This is a genomic window from Flavobacterium sp. CG_9.1, from assembly GCF_015751645.1.
In the GTDB taxonomy this organism is placed as follows: domain Bacteria; phylum Bacteroidota; class Bacteroidia; order Flavobacteriales; family Flavobacteriaceae; genus Flavobacterium; species Flavobacterium xanthum.
On record NZ_JADOVC010000034.1, the window covers coordinates 22,861 to 39,958 of the forward strand.

Here is a 17,098-nt window from a genome sequence, read left to right on the forward strand (position 1 = left end):
CTTGTTAACTCTGCAAATGTAATTGTTTCGCCTCCTAAAAAATTCCTTGAATATTTGAAATTTTTGTAAAAAAATCCTCAAAACAAATGTTAGCCAATAAATCTTTCTGCATTCTACATTAATTACTAAACACTATTTTACTTACTTCATCTGGTGCTCGTCTGTGACGAGTATCTACTTACAAATGTGAACTAAATAAAGCGTTTGCAACGCGGCTTATATAAAAAGATTACCACAAAGGTTCAGCCTTTACGTACAGAAAACAGTTTTGTCTTCTTCATAGTTACTATAACTGCTGTTTTCATAATCTCTAATTCCCGTTTTAATTATCCGCGTTAAAAGCGCTACGATTTGTCTTTCAATTTAAGTAGGTACTCGTCACAGACGAGCACGAGATAACGTGGACAAACGAGTTCTAGCAGTTTCGTTGTTGGCTTTTCAAGCCCAACAAAGCCTAAGCTATTAGCATAAGTTTTTTTATTTCGTTTGTTGTTTTATCCATTTTGCTATTTCGTCTAATGCTATTGGTGAAAATGTTTGTTCAATAGTTGAATATTCTGACGGCGAACCTGTTTTGCATTCTTGAAATAAGTGATTTAAATTCGGGAATTCTTTTACTATTACTTTTTTGTTTCCTCCTTTTGTCAATGCTTTTTTTATGGCTTCTAAATTTTCTTTTGATGGCACTTGTAAATCTTTCTCTCCGTTAATTGCTAAAACAGGACACTTCACTTTTTCCAAATCTGGTCCAGGATTATACTTAATAAAATATTGCATCCAAGGATTTGCAATTTGTTTGACTTGTAATTTTATAAAATCTTCATCACTCATTCCTGCTGGTTTTTCTTCCGTTGGATTGTCTTTTAATGACTGTTTAATATAAATTGTCAAGTCTTTATCTAGTTGTTCAAGATTTGTAGATTTGTTTACAATATCAAATATTTTTCTATTTTCAGTTTCATTTTTTTGTAATTCTTCATCACTAATGCCTGACGCTTTTCCAATTAATTTTTGTTGTAATAAAAGTATTTGGTCCCCTTGGATTCCTGTTCCTGCCAATAATACAATAAATGCCACATCTTTTGATTTGCTTGCAACAATTGGTGCTATTAATCCTCCTTCACTATGTCCAATTAAACCTATTTTCTTTTTATTAATTTCCTTTCTTGTTTTCAAATATGAAATTGCACTTTCCACATCTGTCGCAAAGTCGGCAGAAGTTGCTGTTTTAAAATCTCCTTTTGATAATGCAATACCTCTGTCGTCATAACGTAAAACTGCAATTCCATTTTTTGTTAAATAATCTGATAAAACAAGAAATGGCTTGTGTCCTAATAATTCTTCATCTCTGTTTTGTGGTCCACTTCCACTTATTAAAATTACAACAGGAAAAACTCCATCTTTTTTGGGTAATGTCAATGTTCCTGCTAAACTAATTCCTGCTTTATTATTTTCAAAAAATACTTCTTCTGAATGATAAGAATATGGTTTTATTGGTTCTTGTGGTCTTACAAGTTTTTCTTTTTCAAATACTTCTTTTGATAAGTTCATTGGAAAAGATTGTCCACCTTGTTTAAAAGTGCCAACTATAATATTGTCTTTTCCTAATGTTCCCTCATATTCTATTTTTGCACTTGCAATTGTAATTTTCAAGATTGAGTTCTCAAAATTTGTAGTTGTAGTAGGAATTCCTTTTGCTCCTTGGTCTGGACTGTCCATTGTAGAGCTTACATCCGTATCATTTTTAGTAACATTAAACACAAGTCTTAATTGTGTCCCTTGAACTTTTAATGCTCCATTCCATTGTCCTGTAATGTCTTGTGCTGTAATACTAATTGTAGTTAATAGTGAAATTAGTAAAATCGATAATGTTCTCATATTCATTTGTTTTTTTAATTCGTTATTTGTCTGTGGTGCGTCTCTATAAAATTTCTGCTAACAGCTAAGGCTTTTTATTCAATTCCAATTTTGTTTTTTGTGCAATCAATATACAAACTATTATGTAAAAATATTTTGTTGCCCAACATTCCTGTCATTCCAGAGAATTTCATCATTGAATATTGAGTTTGTGAAAATCCTTCGACATAGGTAACATTGGTTAATTTTATCTTTTGGTCGCTAAATTGAATATTTTGATCGCAATTTGCAGTGTAAGTTGTTAAGACTTTACCCCACGATTGTGATTTTTCGATATTGATTTTTGAATCTGGAAGTTTCAGTTTATCCCAAATTTCTTTGTTTGTCAATAATTCGTAAGCGCTTGTTCCCGAGTCAAACAAAAATTTTTCTTCAATTCCATTTAAAAAACCACCAATGATAATTTTTCTTTTTTTGAATTTAAAATCAAACAATTTTCCTTTAAATTGAGTTGGTACTTTTGATAGATTTAATAAAATATAGTTTTCCTTAAAATTGATTATGGTTTTACGGTTTTCTAAAATATCCGTTCCAATTGTCCCAATAATTTTTAAACTTTCATTTTTATTATCTTCTTTACCAATATTTAAAATTTGGAATTTGTCCGACTTTATTTTGGTTTTTCCTATGTAAAATATGGCTTTTGCTCGTTCGCGATTTCTATTAATTTGTTTTAGGTTATTAATTGCATTTGAGTAAAAAACAGTTGCAGGTGAACCCGAGTCAAATTGTAAATAATAAGTTATAGTGTCATTTGTGAATTGAATAGGTAGTAATAGCACATTCTTTTCTTCTCCGAGCCAAGTAAATTGAATATTTCCGCTTTCGTTTTCTACAGTTAGATAATTTTTTTCGGGCGTGAATTTTTGGTCAAAATAAATATAGACACCGAGTGAACCTAAAACCAAAACAATCAAAATAGTGAACACAATTTTCTTTAAAATTTTCATAAGATTTCTTTTCTGCAAAAGTCGATTTATAAAATCTATTTTTTCGCAAAACCAATACGCCAATTTTACGTCAATTTCACTATTAAAATTATAAGTAGTTTATTTTTAGTTTTTTATGTAAATCGTTGTTTTTGTTTAAACTAATACCATTTATAATGACGATCAATAATTTTATAGCAATAATTGAAAGTAATGGAATTAGAAAGAGTGGATAATTGAGTGATAAACCTTTTTGAATAAATGGACTTACGATAAGCGAAAAAGAAAGTAAAAAGGCTAATAAAATTTGTACACTTACGATATTTTTGCCCAATTCTTTATTTTTTTTGTCGCTCGTTTTGTTTGTTAATATTAATGGAAATATAACACCTCCAAATGTTAGTACAAGTCCAATTAAGGAGGAAAGATTAATCAATTTTGCTCTGTCTATTTTTGAAATTTTTGTAGCATAAGTCAATTTTTCAGGTTCTATTTCAAAAGTTTTGGCAAGAGTTTTTAAGGTAAATCCTTTTGGAATATTTCCTGCTTCAATTCGCTGTATAGTTCGCAATGAAAGTCCACTTTTTTCAGCAAGTTCTGTTTGTGTTAAGTTTTTCTCTTCTCTTAATTGTTGAATAATTATCTTCATTTTCAGGTTTTTGTGGTAAACTTTCTGCTAACTTGTATATACTCGCTACAAAATAGCGTGTATACACCCACAAATGAGTAGGTTGTCGCTATTGGCTTGTACTTGGTATTTCAAATATATTAAATTTTTCTTACAAATAGTCTAAGAATCGCAATAGCAATTATATCCCGTAAATCTCGCATGAGGGAATGCAGTGGAAATCCTCCCGGTTTTTCGGGAGATTGAGAACGTAATGCCCGACCCAGCTGTAACGCCAGTGAAAGCTGGGGCATGCCCAAAAAAAATCCCTCTTGAAAATATCAAAAGGGATTCTGTTGCTGGACTAACTCTGTTCTCGACTGCGCTCGAACTGACGGCTGTGTACTTTATGTGGATAAATTATTCTATTTCTTCCTCGTCTTTGTCCTCTTTCTCAACAGCGTCCTTATAATCCGGATACAAAAATTTATTGTAAGGGAAACGGGTGATGTGAATGTGTCGAACGGCTTCGTACACGCGTTCTCTAAATTCCTCGAAATTTTCTTTGTTGGTGGCCGAAATAAACAATGCATTTTGCTCCCCTACTCGACTCATCCAAGTCGATTTCCATTCGGCTAAAGTGAAATGTCTAGGTGTTTTTTCGGTCATTAAATCATCTTCATCTATGGTCAACGGTTTGTAAGCATCGATTTTATTAAATACCATAATAACGGGTTTATCATTGGCTTTGATGTCTAATAAAGTCTGGTTTACGGACGCGATATGATCTTCGAATTCAGGATGTGAAATATCAACTACGTGCAATAACAAGTCGGCTTCACGAACCTCATCCAGCGTACTTTTGAAAGAATCTACTAGCTGTGTTGGCAATTTTCTGATAAATCCTACCGTATCTGAAAGCAAGAAAGGCAAGTTCTTGATGACTACTTTTCGAACGGTGGTGTCTAGTGTTGCAAAAAGTTTGTTCTCTACAAAAACATCACTTTTTCCAACGGCATTCATTAAGGTTGATTTCCCAACATTAGTATATCCTACCAAAGCCACACGTACCATAGCGCCACGATTCCCGCGTTGCACGCCCATTTGCTTGTCGATAGTTTTTATTTTTTCTTTTAATAATGCGATTCGGTCACGAACAATACGACGGTCGGTTTCAATCTCGGTTTCCCCTGGTCCGCGCATTCCAATTCCTCCTTTTTGACGTTCTAGGTGAGTCCACATTCCCGAAAGTCTTGGCAATAAATATTGGCATTGCGCCAGTTCTACTTGCGTTCTGGCATACGAAGTTTCGGCACGTTGCGCAAAAATATCCAGAATAAGGTGCGTTCTATCCAGAATTTTACATTCTGTTATGATTTTAGATATATTTTTTTGTTGGGATGGCGATAATTCATCATCAAATACCAACGTCGAGATATCATTTTCTTTTACAAAAAGATGGATCTCTTCAATTTTTCCTGTTCCTACAAAAGTCTTAGGATTGGGGCGTTCCATTTTTTGCGAAAAACGTTTCACTACTTGACCTCCTGCGGTAAAAGTCAAAAACTCTAATTCGTCAAGATATTCATTAAGCTTCTCTTCACTTTGATTTTGAGTTACTATACCTACAATAGCCGTTTTTTCGAAATTTATTACTTCTTTTTCTAACATGTCTTTGAATAAGTTACAAATTTAATGATTTGCTTTGTACTTATGAAGGTATGGCTTTATAAAAAAATTAGAAGCCGTAAATATTGATAGTTTTAAATGCTAACTAAAAAGTTTTACAGCAATTTATTCCGCATCAAAATGTAGCAAAGAGTATAAAAATTTAGCCACAGATTGTTTTTGTTCCAATGAATGGGTCAAATTTAAAAGAAAATTTTACCGTTAATTCCACAGATTTTCACAGATTTTAAGACTCATCAATATTTCTAACAATCAGTGAAAATCTGATAAATCCGTTTTATCCGTGTGCCATTTCTTTAAAATTTAGCCACAGATTAGCACAGATTAAACGGATTTTCCACCACTTGATGTACCTCGAAATTTAAAAGAAAATTTTACCACTAATTTCACAGATTAGCACAGTGGATAAGAATCATCAATATTTCTAACAATCAGTGAAAATCTGATAAATCCGTTTTATCCGTGTGCCGTTTCTTTAAAAAATTTACCGATATTTCAGCAAATTAATCTTTGGCAATCTGTGAGATCTGTGGCAAAAAAATAGTTGTGAATTGGCGGTAATTTAAAACCTCAAGCTTTTGAATGACTTATTTTACTAGATTTTTAATTATTTTTACACCAATTAAATTCCATTTGAATGAATCGCTTTTTGAAAATACTTATTGCATTCTTGGTTCCTATTTTTCTTTTTGCCCAAAATAATTCTGATGCGCTATTGAAGGAATTAGATCAAACGGTAGCTGATTATGCTGTTTATTCGAATAAAAAGGAGCTAGAAATCAACAAACTAAAGGAACAGTTATCCCAAACCACTACCGATCTTCAAAAATATACCATTTACGGAAAATTATATGCGGAGTATAAATCGTATCAGTCCGACTCGGCATTGATGTATGCCCGAAAGAGTTTTCAAATAGCAGAAAAACTGAATGACATCCAAAAGCTAAATGACGCCCAATTAAATTTGGCTTCCATCATGGGAACTTTAGGAATGTATAAAGAGGCAACCGATATATTGAACCGAATCGAGATCAAGACTTCACCTGAATTGCGCGGTTATTATCTTACGGTAAACAGTACCGTTTATGGATACATGTCGGATTACGCCGCCTCCATTCAAGAGAAAAAAAAATATATAATACTGACTCAAAAGTACCGTGATTCTTCTTTACAGTATTACAAACCGCAGTCCAGTGCTTACATTATGGCGAAGTCTAGTACTCTTCTTGATGATGGAAAACACGATGAAACACTGACTTTATTACTGAACTATTTCCCGAAGATTAATAATAATAGTCCTGACCGAGCGGTTATTGCCTACATTATTTCGCAGGCGTATCGCCAAAAAAAAGATACTGAGCAGGAGCAAAAATGGTTGACTATTTCGGCTATTTCCGATTTGCAATTGGCCAAAAAAGAATATATTTCGTTGCGTTCGTTGGCTTTTCTAATGTATGAAAACGGAGACATTGACCGCGCCGCTACCTATATCAAACGCTCGCTTGAAGATGCCCTTTTTTGTAATGCTCGCCTAAGAACCTATGAAATATCGAAGATGTTGCCCATTATAAACGAGGCGTATCAAGAGCAAAATGAAACCAATCGATTTCAATTGATGCTGTTTTTAATTAGTGTGAGTATATTGTCCTTATTCTTGTTAGCACTGCTTTTTTTACTTTTTAAACAAATGAAAAAATTATCCAAAGCCAAGCAGGAAATTAGTTTAGCGAACAATGCGCTCTCCGAATTGAATCAAGAATTAAACACCTTCAATGAGAAGTTGAACGATACGAATTATACGTTGACCGAAGCAAACCTTTTAAAGGAAATATACATTGGTCGTTACATGGATCAGTGTTCCCATTACATCGGAAAATTAGATGAATACCGCCGCAAGTTGAATGTAATGGCTACGTCAGGAAAAATGAATGACCTGATTACTGCCGTAAAATCAAAAGAATTTGTAGAAAATGAACTCGCTGCTTTTCTCGCTGCTTTCGACAACACTTTTTTACAACTTTTCCCCACATTCATAACAGAATTTAATGCTTTATTAATTGATGATGAAGCAACACAACGTAAAGAAGGTGAATTGCTCAATACTGAATTGAGAATCTTTGCGCTCATTCGGTTAGGGATCAAAGACAGTGCAAAAATTGCAACTTTCCTGCGGTATTCCGTTTCTACAATTTACAATTACCGTTCGCAACTCAAAAACAAAGCAGCTGGTGCGCGGGAAGATTTTGAAAATCAAGTCATGCACATTGGAACTCATTTGCACTAAAAAAAAGCTATTCTTGCTATTCATCATTGGAAGCTAGAAATATATTATGTCGTTTTGATCCATTTTACTGTACAAAAAAAATTCTACTGGACGATTTTAAGAGGTTTCTAAACGGTTCGTAAACAAATATTTTCATAGTACAGATGGATTTCTTTGCGTAAGGGATTGCGGCGGCATCCTTTATTTTTTTTCTTTAAAAAAATAAAGATAGAGCCAAAAGCCCGACCCGCAGTTTTTACGGAGGGATACGCCCACCTGCTTCCTAGTGTGCTAACTAAGTCGCTTTTTATTACTTTGCATTAGAACTTCGTGTAAATTCACTACTTTTTTTTATTGCTTTTTTACTGCAATAGTCTGATTTTGATTAACTTGCATTATTACTTTAGAAATAAAATCTACTTTTTTTAAATCAGCAAAATATGTAGTGTCTAAAGGGTTTACTTTTACTTTTTCGGAATAAATCGATTTCGTAAACGCATCTTAAGGAACTACTAACATCAAACTTGGATTAATTATTAATTTATATATTTTAAAATGAAACAATTTCTTTTCACAGCCCTAGCATGGCTCGCGTTTTTTAGCCCTGCACAATCGCAAAAGTTACAATCACCAAACGGAAAATTTGTAATGGAATTTGCTTTACTGAACGATGGAACTCCAAGTTACAGTTTAAATTACAAAAATAAAGCGGTGGTGAAACCTAGTAAATTGGGTTTGGAACTGAAAGATGACAAAAAATCGTTGTTGAACGACTTTACGGTTGTTGATACAAAAACAACCACATTTGATGAAAACTGGAAACCCGTTTGGGGAGAAGTAGCCTCCATTCGCAATCATTATAACGAATTGGCAGTAACTTTAAATCAAAAAGAAACTGAGAGACAAATCGTTATTCGGTTCCGTTTGTTTGATGATGGTCTTGGATTTCGTTATGAATTTCCTTCGCAACAAAACCTTACTTATTTTGTAATTAAGGAGGAAAGAACCCAGTTTGCTATGACAGGTGATCATACCGCATTTTGGATTCCTGGGGATTACGACACCCAAGAATACGATTATACCACTTCCAAATTATCTGAAATTAGAGGATTGGCTGAAAAAGCAAAAACGGCCAATGTATCCCAAACTTCTTTTTCTACTACAGGAGTTCAAACTTCGTTAATGCTAAAAACAGCGGATGGATTGTACATCAATTTGCACGAAGCAGCATTAATTGATTATTCCTGCATGCACTTGAATTTGGATGATAAAACTATGGTTTTCGAATCTTGGTTAACGCCTGATGCAAAAGGAGACAAAGGATACATGCAAGCGCCACATCATTCGCCTTGGCGTACGATAATTGTCAGTGATGATGCAAGAGAAATTCTGGCTTCAAAAATAACTTTGAATTTGAATGATCCTAGCAAAATTGACGATACTTCCTGGATCAAACCAGTAAAATATGTAGGCGTTTGGTGGGAAATGATTACTGGAAAAAGCTCTTGGGCGTACACAGATGAATTTCCAACGGTACAACTTGGCGTAACTGATTTTTCTAAAGCAAAACCTAATGGAAAACATGGTGCGAACAATGCTAATGTAAAAAAATACATTGATTTTGCAGCTAAACATGGTTTTGATGGCGTCTTAGTCGAAGGCTGGAATGAAGGTTGGGAAGACTGGTTTGGACATTCGAAAGATTATGTTTTTGATTTTGTAACACCATATCCAGATTTTGATGTCAAAGGATTGCATGAATATGCAAAGTCAAAAGGCGTTAAAATGATTATGCACCATGAAACTTCGGGTTCGGTTCGAAATTATGAACGTCATTTGGATAAAGCGTACCAATTTATGAAAGACAACGGTTATGATGCTGTAAAAAGCGGATATGTTGGTTCTATCATTGAAAATGGTGGAAATCATTACAACCAATTTATGAATAATCACTATCAGTATGCGATTGAAAAAGCAGCTGATTATAAAATTATGGTGAATGCTCACGAAGCGGTTCGTCCTACAGGAATTGCCAGAACCTATCCAAATTTAATAGGTAATGAAGCCGCAAGAGGAACAGAATACCAGTCTTTTGGTGGGTCAAAACCCAATCACGTAACCGTATTGCCATTTACCCGTTTGGTAGGTGGACCGATGGATTACACGCCAGGTATTTTTGAAATGGATTTGAGTAAAATGAATAAGGACAACAACTCCCATGTAAATAGTACCCTAGCAAATCAACTGGCATTATATGTAACGATGTACAGCCCACTGCAAATGGCAGCTGATACTCCAGAAAATTATGATCGTTTCCTAGATGCTTTTCAATTTATAAAAGATGTAGCGATAGATTGGTCTGACAGCAAATACTTGGAAGCAGAACCTGGTCAATACGTTACCGTAGCCCGTAAAGCAAAAGGAACGAACAATTGGTTCGTTGGTAATGTTAATGGAGACGCACCTCGTACCTCAACCATCAAATTTGATTTCTTGGAAAAAGGAAAAAAATATGAGGCTACGATTTATGCTGATGCAAAAGATGCGCATTATAAAACCAATCCGCAAGCGTATACAATTCGTAAAATAACAGTAACCAACAAATCAAAACTAGCACAACTTAGTGCTCCAGGTGGCGGTTATGCGATAAGCATTATTGAAATCAAAAAGTAATAAATCAAAAAAGGCTGTCCCATATAGACAGCCTTTTTTGATTTTATAATAAGCTAAAACTAATTTACTTTGATCAGTTTGACATCAAAAACAAGTACCGAACCTCCAGGAATAGGTCCGTTGTCATTGCCTCCATACCCTAAATGAGACGGAATTAACAACACTCCGTTTCCACCTTCTTTAAAAAAGGGAATACCTTCTGTCCATCCTTTTATCACTTGGTTCAAACCAAATGAAATTCCTGAAGCATTGCTTTGGTCAAAAGTATTTCCATTAGTAAAATACCCTTTGTACGCCACAGTTACATTAGATGAAGCTGTTGGCTGAGTTCCAGTTCCCGCTTCATTAACCACATAGTACAAACCGGAATCCGTTTTTGTCGCTGTTAAATTGTTTTTGGCAATGTAATCCACGATTTCTTTTTCGTTTTGAACCGTGTAATCAACAGGTTTTGATGCTTCGTTATCCGATAAACAAGAAACAAATAACAAAGAAACAAGTGCTAATAAAGTAGATTTCATAATATATATTTTTAAGAAGGGCAAATATAGTGAATTCAAATCTTGTCTTTTATAAAAATTATTTATCGCCAAAAACCTGAACATCATCTATTTGGAAAGCACCATCCAAAGCCAAATTTTTCCCCGATCCAGTGTACCTAAAAGCGATATTAATTTTGCCTTTAAACGAAGATAAATCAATGGCGCCACTTCCTATAAATTGATACCAAGGTGTGGCCTGATTGGGTAACTTTATAACCAAAGGAGTCCACGTGGCAGAGGTCACATTCAACCCATCAAAATTAGTTGAAACGTAAACGTCCAACGCATTTAATGGAGAGTCTACATCTAAATGATGCTGAGCGGTTCTAAAAGTCAGCACTTCTTTCGTGTGAACATCCATGTCAATTTTTGGCGAAATCAACCAAGCTACATTCGAAACAACTTTAGTTCCTGTGATGTTAAATTCGGCATAGCCGTTACCCGAATATACTGTTCCTTTCCAGAAAAGTGTTCCTTTTTGAACCAAATTAGCCCAAGCGGGTAAACTCAATTTCGATTTATCTATTACTGTTTCAAAATCTTCGGAGAAAAAAGGGACTGCTCCTTTTCCGGTCATCACCACATCTTTTTCGGATCGGGGAAGTAATTGATAGTCCGTTCCGTATTTAGTCAAAATTCCTCTTACTTTACCGCTGCCATCGGGCACTACTTTGGTGGCAAAATCAGAAAAACTGCTGGTTCTAAAATAAACTTGATTCCCTAATTTATCTAGCAAACCCCAATTGGTCGCGCCACCCACATTATTGGTTTCCTCAAAATACCTACGACCTATTGCAGCCGCTGAAAACTGAACGTCAGACAGCTCGACTAAAGTATTCAAATTGGAATCATTTAATGCTTCTGACATTGCTAAGGACCGCAATAAAACTTCCTCTTTTACATTGGTACAAGACGCATTCAATACCTTTTTATAATCATTTTGCGAAAGTCGCCCTACCCCACCTTCATTGTAGGAATTTACAAAAATGCTTCCAATACGCATGCCTCCAAAGGAAACATCGGTGTATTGGTCTTTCAACTTGATGTATACTTTATTGCCCAATCTATAATCAATATACAAGTTAGTAGCATCCACAGGAACGCTAAAACCTACAGCCGGTGTTGTGGCTGTTGCCAAAGTTTGAAAGGAAATCGACTTAAAAAAATTCCCAGCTTCATCACTGGAAACTACATACGCCTCGATAATATCATCGTATTTGTATTGTGTGACAATAGCATTTGCAGTGGCTTGAACTTCACCCACTGATTTATTGGGCACGAAATCTGGTTGTGTACATAAGAGTTTGGGGGCTGGAATATCATCGGTCACACAATTACTGAAGGTGAATGGCATTAGTAATAATAAAAAGATGCTGTAAAATGTTGATTTCATATACTTTAATTTAAAGATTGATATACAGATTCACAAAATACGTTCGGCCGTATCCGTAGAAATATTTTGGTCCAAAAGAAGGTGTGCCGCTGGAAACATCTTGGTTTCTTTCTCTGAAATTTGCATTTCGGGCTTGTTCGTATCCGCCCGTTTTATAGGTAACATCAAGCACATTATTGATGCTGGCAAAAATTCCAACATTCTTCCCATAGATTCTCCACGATTTTCCACCCACAACATTAAGCAACAAGGTGGGATCAAATTTTTCTTGTTGAAGCAGTTGTGCTGCTCGTTCCTCTGTCGCCTCCGGAAAGTTAAAACCACTGGCAGGATTTTTGTAAAATATTTCGGTTCTGGAAATGGGCGAAATATCAATGTAACTATTGGTCAGGTAATTGATGTTGGCGCTAATCCACCAATACTTGGGGTCTCGGTATTCCACTCCTGCGGAATAGGCTCGTTGCGGCATTCCCGCTTGCTTGTACTTTTTGAGTGCCGCGGTTCCAAAATCGAAAACCGGACTCGTGTTGTCCACTGAAGCTTGCGCATCATTAATCAACGTCACTTTTGGATTACTGTCATACGTATATTCGCCAAATGCGGCTGAAAAAGTAGTTTTAAACGTTTGACTTAGTTGGTATTCCAAACTGAATTCTGCTCCGATATTCTTTTTATTCAATTGCGTTAAAGTCTGACTTACAAAAGCATCGGTATTCAAATATCCTGCGCCATCATCAAAAATTCCTTCAGCATAATAAAAGGAAATCTGAGTGGCATTTTTAAGTAAAGTATAATAGGCGGTTAATCGGGCTTTTAATTTTGGAGATCGGTACACATAACTAGCATCCAAACTGCTGTTATTTTCGCTTTCGAGCCCGTCAACAATTGAATTATTCACTCTTGAATTTGCAAAAGTATTGCGTAATGACGGTGCTTTCGTCAAATGGGCTGCATTGAAAGTTACCAACTGTTTTCCCGAAATTTTTAGATTCAATCCGGCTTTGAAGCCAAAGTTTTCAAATGCCACTTTATCACTTTTCCCGAAGGAATTGCTGGGATATATACCGTTTTTATACAAACCTTCTCTTTGATAGCTACTCTTTGAAAAATTTTGAGCCAGATAAAAATCTACCTTATTGTAGGTAAACTTAAACTGGGTAAAAGCATCTAAAGTATGGGCATAAAAATTAGACTTGTATCCATACGTATCACCAACCACTACTTGGCGGTCTGGATTATTTAAATCAGATTGAGACTGATTTCCGCCATAAAATGCGTCAATATCTTCAAAATAAGAACCGCCTAGCAAGTCCAAAAGCTGTTGTGAATGCTGTGATTGTACTTTCTTAAAAGACGCTCCTGCATTGAGAGCGATATGTTCCGATAAGTACACACTTAAATTTGTGGTGGCAACCACCGTTTGATCTTGGACTTGATCTTCGTACAAAACATACTTACTTTGTGTGGGTTCATAGCCTGTAATTATGCCATTGGAATCAAAAATAGGATTTTGATTCGCCTCATACAACGCCTTCCAGTCAATTTGTGGATTGGCTAAAAATGCAGCTTTACTTTTCTCTGCATTTTCGAAATCAGGGGTAAAAGCTCCCGAAAACTCTCCGTTATCGCGCGCATAGAGCGAGGTGTAATAACTAGGCATTCTTCTGTAGTACGCAGGATCTGGACTATTTGCATTTTGAAAGTCGATGTTGCTATTGGCAATTTTACCAAACTGATACATCACACTCGAATTCAAATTGGCTTTATCGTTGATTTTGAAATAATGATTCAGCATCATCGTAGGTTCCTCTATCGTTTTTATGCGGGCATTTCTCTTTTCACCATCCTGAAAACCCCAATAGGAATTGTATTTTACGTTAGTTAATTGCGTTACTTCGGCTGTGTTTGGTGAGTTTTTAGCTCTGGAATTGGGCGTGTACAGTGCGGTTAGATTGAACGAATGTTTCTCGCTTACTTTTTTTTCGAGGCTAATAAAAAAGGAATTCGCATCATAATTAGTTCCTTCAAAATAGCCTTCCTGTGCCCAGCGCTTTCCTGCCGAAACTACAAAAGCCCAACCTCTTGTGTTCATTCCAGAAGCATGTGTTGCCATCGTGCGCCAACTGTAATTGGTATTCGTACCTGAAAATGAGATTCGGGAGCCCGGTCTATAAATAGAAGCCCGTGTATTAATTTCCTGTGTTCCCAAAATACCGCCAAACGTATAATCCGAAGGGGCAGTTCCGAGTGTAAATTCTTGATTGCGAAGCGCGTCATTCAAACCGCCCCATTCGCCCCATTGTGGTCGTCCATCAAAGATTTTATTCATGGCAACGCCATTGATCATCATCGTAGAATGTTCGCTGTCTAAACCCCGAACTCTAAAACGGGCTTGTCCCCAGTTGAAGGCAGCGGCTTGCAGAAAAGCATCTCTTGAGGATTGCAGAAGTCCAGAAGTACTTTCGGAACTGCTGTTGTCCTCGCCAAAATCGCTTTCAATTAGCGTGATAATACTACTTTGTTGCTCAATAGATTGGTCTTCTTCGAGCGCAATCGTTCCTAAATCGAGCCTTTGCCCTTCGGTAATTTCAATGGGATATAAGCCGTCTTGGAATCCTTGACTGTGTACCAGAAGTAAAATATTTCCTGTAGGAACAGCATCAAAACTAAAATTACCATCGGCTTTTGTGAGTTGCATTAATGACGAATTTTGAATACTCACAACTACAAAACCCAAAGGATTTTGGGTTTTGGAATCCACTACTTTTCCAAATATTCCAGTGTTATTTTGTGCATTAATACCTCCAAGTTGAAAGACAAGAAAGAAAACAATGTAAAATTTATTCATGTATTCAACAGATGAGGGGTTATATTTAGTAAAATTGACAGTGCCAAAAACTTTGCTTTCTTTCTCTTATGCAAGAAGTTCAACCCTTAAGTGTATCCTTAAAGATTGAACTAAAAGCATAAAGAAGGGTATCCAATAAAGGATAGCAACTTTAAATAACTAAAAGTGAATTTTGGAAAAGTGGTATAAACCCTAAAAAAGATGCTGCTGCAAAAAGTGGTATTTACTATTCAGCATCCAATTGTACTAACGCATGAAAGAATTCTAATGTTAAATGTAAACAAAAAAATACTAACCTATTGATTTTCAAGTAAATTATTTTTATGACAGTAATTTTGGTGCCTGTTTTTGGAAAAAGTTCTTAGCAAAACAAACGAACTGTATAGCCGCGATGGTAGCAAGTATCCTTTTTTTATAAACGCTTGGAGAATTGAACTTCTTGAAAACAACACGAAATGCGTTTAAAAAAAGATACTGCGAACAGCGGGAGATCACTTTCTTATAAAAAATACTGCTGCTGCTCCTGAAAAAAATATTACGCTATTGCTTTGATACGCGATACCATGATGGCAATAAATATCCCAAAAACACCAATAAAGGCAAACGAAAAACGCAAACTCGACAGCTCTGCAATATATCCAATAATAGGTGGCCCCATCAAAAAACCTAGAAAACTAACGCTGGAAACGGTCGTTAGCGCCACGCTAGGAGAAACATTTGGGTTTTTTCCAGCCACACTGTACACGGTGGGTACAATTGTAGAAACACCCAACCCAACCAACATAAAACCGATGGTGGCAGGAATGACAAACGGGAAAAATACGGCGGTAAATAGTCCTGCCGAAATCATAATTCCGCTGATCTGCAAGACCGTTTTTCGACCAAATTTCTGAATCAGACCGTCTCCTAAGAAGCGTCCGCCAGCCATCATAATCATAAAAGAAGTGTACCCCAAAATTACTAATGGTCCCGGCGCTTTGATGACGTCTTTGAAATAAACGCCACTCCAGTCAAACATGACCCCTTCGCTGGCCATGCAACAAAACCCAATTACGCCCAACCAAATCAGCGCACTATCTGGTTTTGAGAATAACTTTTTCTTTTCTGTTTGCTTGATTTCTTTGGCTTTGATTAAAAATTTATAGTTGAACGCCATCATCAAAAATACGATTCCGGCCACAATGAGAAAGTGTGTGTAAGGCGAGAGTTCAAAAGCTAACATGCCCAATCCCACGAGTGCTCCCATAAATCCGGCAAAACTCCACATCCCGTGAAAAGAGGACATGATGGTTTTTTTGAACAGTACTTCGGTGTAAACGCCTTGCGTGTTTACGGCGATATTAGATAGATTTCCGAAGATTCCAAATACAAATAATCCTAATGACAGTTGCCAAGCCGCTGCAGCCAAACCTAAATTGGTCATGCTAAAAACGTATAATAAAAGAGAGAATATCAAGATGCGGTGACTTCCAAATCGGGTTACTAATTTCCCAGAAAAAGGCATAATTACTAATTGTCCTAATGGCAATGCGAATAGAATACTTCCTAAATCACCTTCGCTTAAATGCAAGGTCGTTTTAATATCCGGGATTCGGCTGGCCCAGGTGGCAAAACACAAACCCATCCCAAAATAAAACATCGAAACTGCCCAACGGATTCGGTTTAGATAAGAAATCTTCGCATCCTTATATGATTTCTTTAACTTGGCTTTTGTTCGTAACCTTCCTAAAAAGTTTAAATCTATCAAAGTGATTTATTTTAGCATTTAATGGGTCAAAATTACAAAAAGCAATGATTGGTTGTGTCAAAACAACACATTTGAGGAAAAATACAACGTTATTGTTTATAAAAATGATTACCGCGAATTCGCTAATTTATAAAAAAGTATAGAAAATTGGCGAATTCGCGGTAGACTTTATAGGTCAATTACCTTTTTATGAGCGCTACTTTGAATGGCCCCTTCAATAATTTGCATTACCTGCACGCCATCTTGAGCCGATACCGGTTCAATAGCATCATTTATAATCGAATGATAAACTCCGTCAAAAAAATCATAATGATTACCGCGAATTCGCTAATTTATAAAAAAGTATAGAAAATTGGCGAATTCGCGGTAGACTTTATAGGTCAATTACCTTTTTATGAGCGCTACTTTGAATGGCCCCTTCAATAATTTGCATTACCTGCACGCCATCTTGAGCCGATACCGGTTCAATAGCATCATTTATAATCGAATG

The 17,098-nt window shown here is 35.9% G+C and carries 11 protein-coding genes; 2 read left to right on the forward strand and 9 right to left on the reverse strand.

Features of this window, described 5'->3' with window-relative positions; genetic code table 11:
* Positions 1 to 477 precede the first annotated feature (477 nt).
* From IWX83_RS14810 to hflX, 4 genes are all read right to left on the reverse strand, one after another.
* The gene (locus IWX83_RS14810) at positions 478 to 1,878 is read right to left on the reverse strand and encodes a S9 family peptidase (RefSeq protein ID WP_073355102.1); all 1,401 of its coding nucleotides are present in this window, start codon (positions 1,876 to 1,878) and stop codon (positions 478 to 480) included.
* A gap of 74 nt (positions 1,879 to 1,952) precedes the next feature.
* A complete protein-coding gene (locus tag IWX83_RS14815; protein WP_073355100.1) occupies positions 1,953 to 2,867 on the reverse strand; it encodes a hypothetical protein in 915 nt (304 codons plus the stop codon).
* An 88-nt stretch (positions 2,868 to 2,955) separates the two neighbouring features.
* Positions 2,956 to 3,495 (reverse strand): helix-turn-helix domain-containing protein, encoded by a 540-nt coding sequence (locus IWX83_RS14820; protein ID WP_073355099.1) that lies wholly within the window; start codon positions 3,493 to 3,495, stop codon positions 2,956 to 2,958.
* Positions 3,496 to 3,873: 378 nt separating this feature from the next.
* Positions 3,874 to 5,124, reverse strand: a complete 1,251-nt coding sequence (gene hflX / locus IWX83_RS14825) for a GTPase HflX (protein WP_196830812.1) — start codon at positions 5,122 to 5,124, stop codon at positions 3,874 to 3,876.
* Between the two features lie 655 nt (positions 5,125 to 5,779).
* On the opposite strand from hflX, the gene IWX83_RS14830 reads away from it, so the two are divergent.
* Both IWX83_RS14830 and IWX83_RS14835 read left to right on the forward strand, forming a co-directional pair.
* Positions 5,780 to 7,426, forward strand: coding sequence for a DUF6377 domain-containing protein (locus tag IWX83_RS14830; protein WP_196830814.1), 1,647 nt, complete (start codon positions 5,780 to 5,782; stop codon positions 7,424 to 7,426).
* Positions 7,427 to 7,960: 534 nt separating this feature from the next.
* Positions 7,961 to 10,078 (forward strand): glycoside hydrolase family 97 protein, encoded by a 2,118-nt coding sequence (locus tag IWX83_RS14835; protein ID WP_196830816.1) that lies wholly within the window; start codon positions 7,961 to 7,963, stop codon positions 10,076 to 10,078.
* Positions 10,079 to 10,137: 59 nt separating this feature from the next.
* Here the strand turns inward: IWX83_RS14835 and IWX83_RS14840 are convergent, their stop codons facing one another.
* The 5 genes from IWX83_RS14840 to IWX83_RS17320 form a co-directional block, all read right to left on the reverse strand.
* Complete coding sequence (locus tag IWX83_RS14840) at positions 10,138 to 10,599, reverse strand: FKBP-type peptidyl-prolyl cis-trans isomerase (RefSeq protein ID WP_196830818.1); 462 nt, start codon at positions 10,597 to 10,599, stop codon at positions 10,138 to 10,140.
* A gap of 58 nt (positions 10,600 to 10,657) precedes the next feature.
* Positions 10,658 to 12,013: a DUF5689 domain-containing protein gene (locus IWX83_RS14845; RefSeq protein ID WP_196830820.1), complete on the reverse strand. Its 1,356-nt coding sequence runs from the start codon at positions 12,011 to 12,013 to the stop codon at positions 10,658 to 10,660.
* Between the two features lie 10 nt (positions 12,014 to 12,023).
* On the reverse strand, positions 12,024 to 14,861 hold the full coding sequence (locus IWX83_RS14850; RefSeq protein ID WP_196830821.1) for a carboxypeptidase-like regulatory domain-containing protein: 2,838 nt from the start codon (positions 14,859 to 14,861) through the stop codon (positions 12,024 to 12,026).
* A gap of 535 nt (positions 14,862 to 15,396) precedes the next feature.
* Positions 15,397 to 16,608: an MFS transporter gene (locus tag IWX83_RS14855; RefSeq protein ID WP_196830823.1), complete on the reverse strand. Its 1,212-nt coding sequence runs from the start codon at positions 16,606 to 16,608 to the stop codon at positions 15,397 to 15,399.
* A gap of 168 nt (positions 16,609 to 16,776) precedes the next feature.
* A complete protein-coding gene (locus tag IWX83_RS17320) occupies positions 16,777 to 16,932 on the reverse strand; it encodes a Gfo/Idh/MocA family oxidoreductase (protein ID WP_370568436.1) in 156 nt (51 codons plus the stop codon).
* Positions 16,933 to 17,098: the final 166 nt, after the last annotated feature.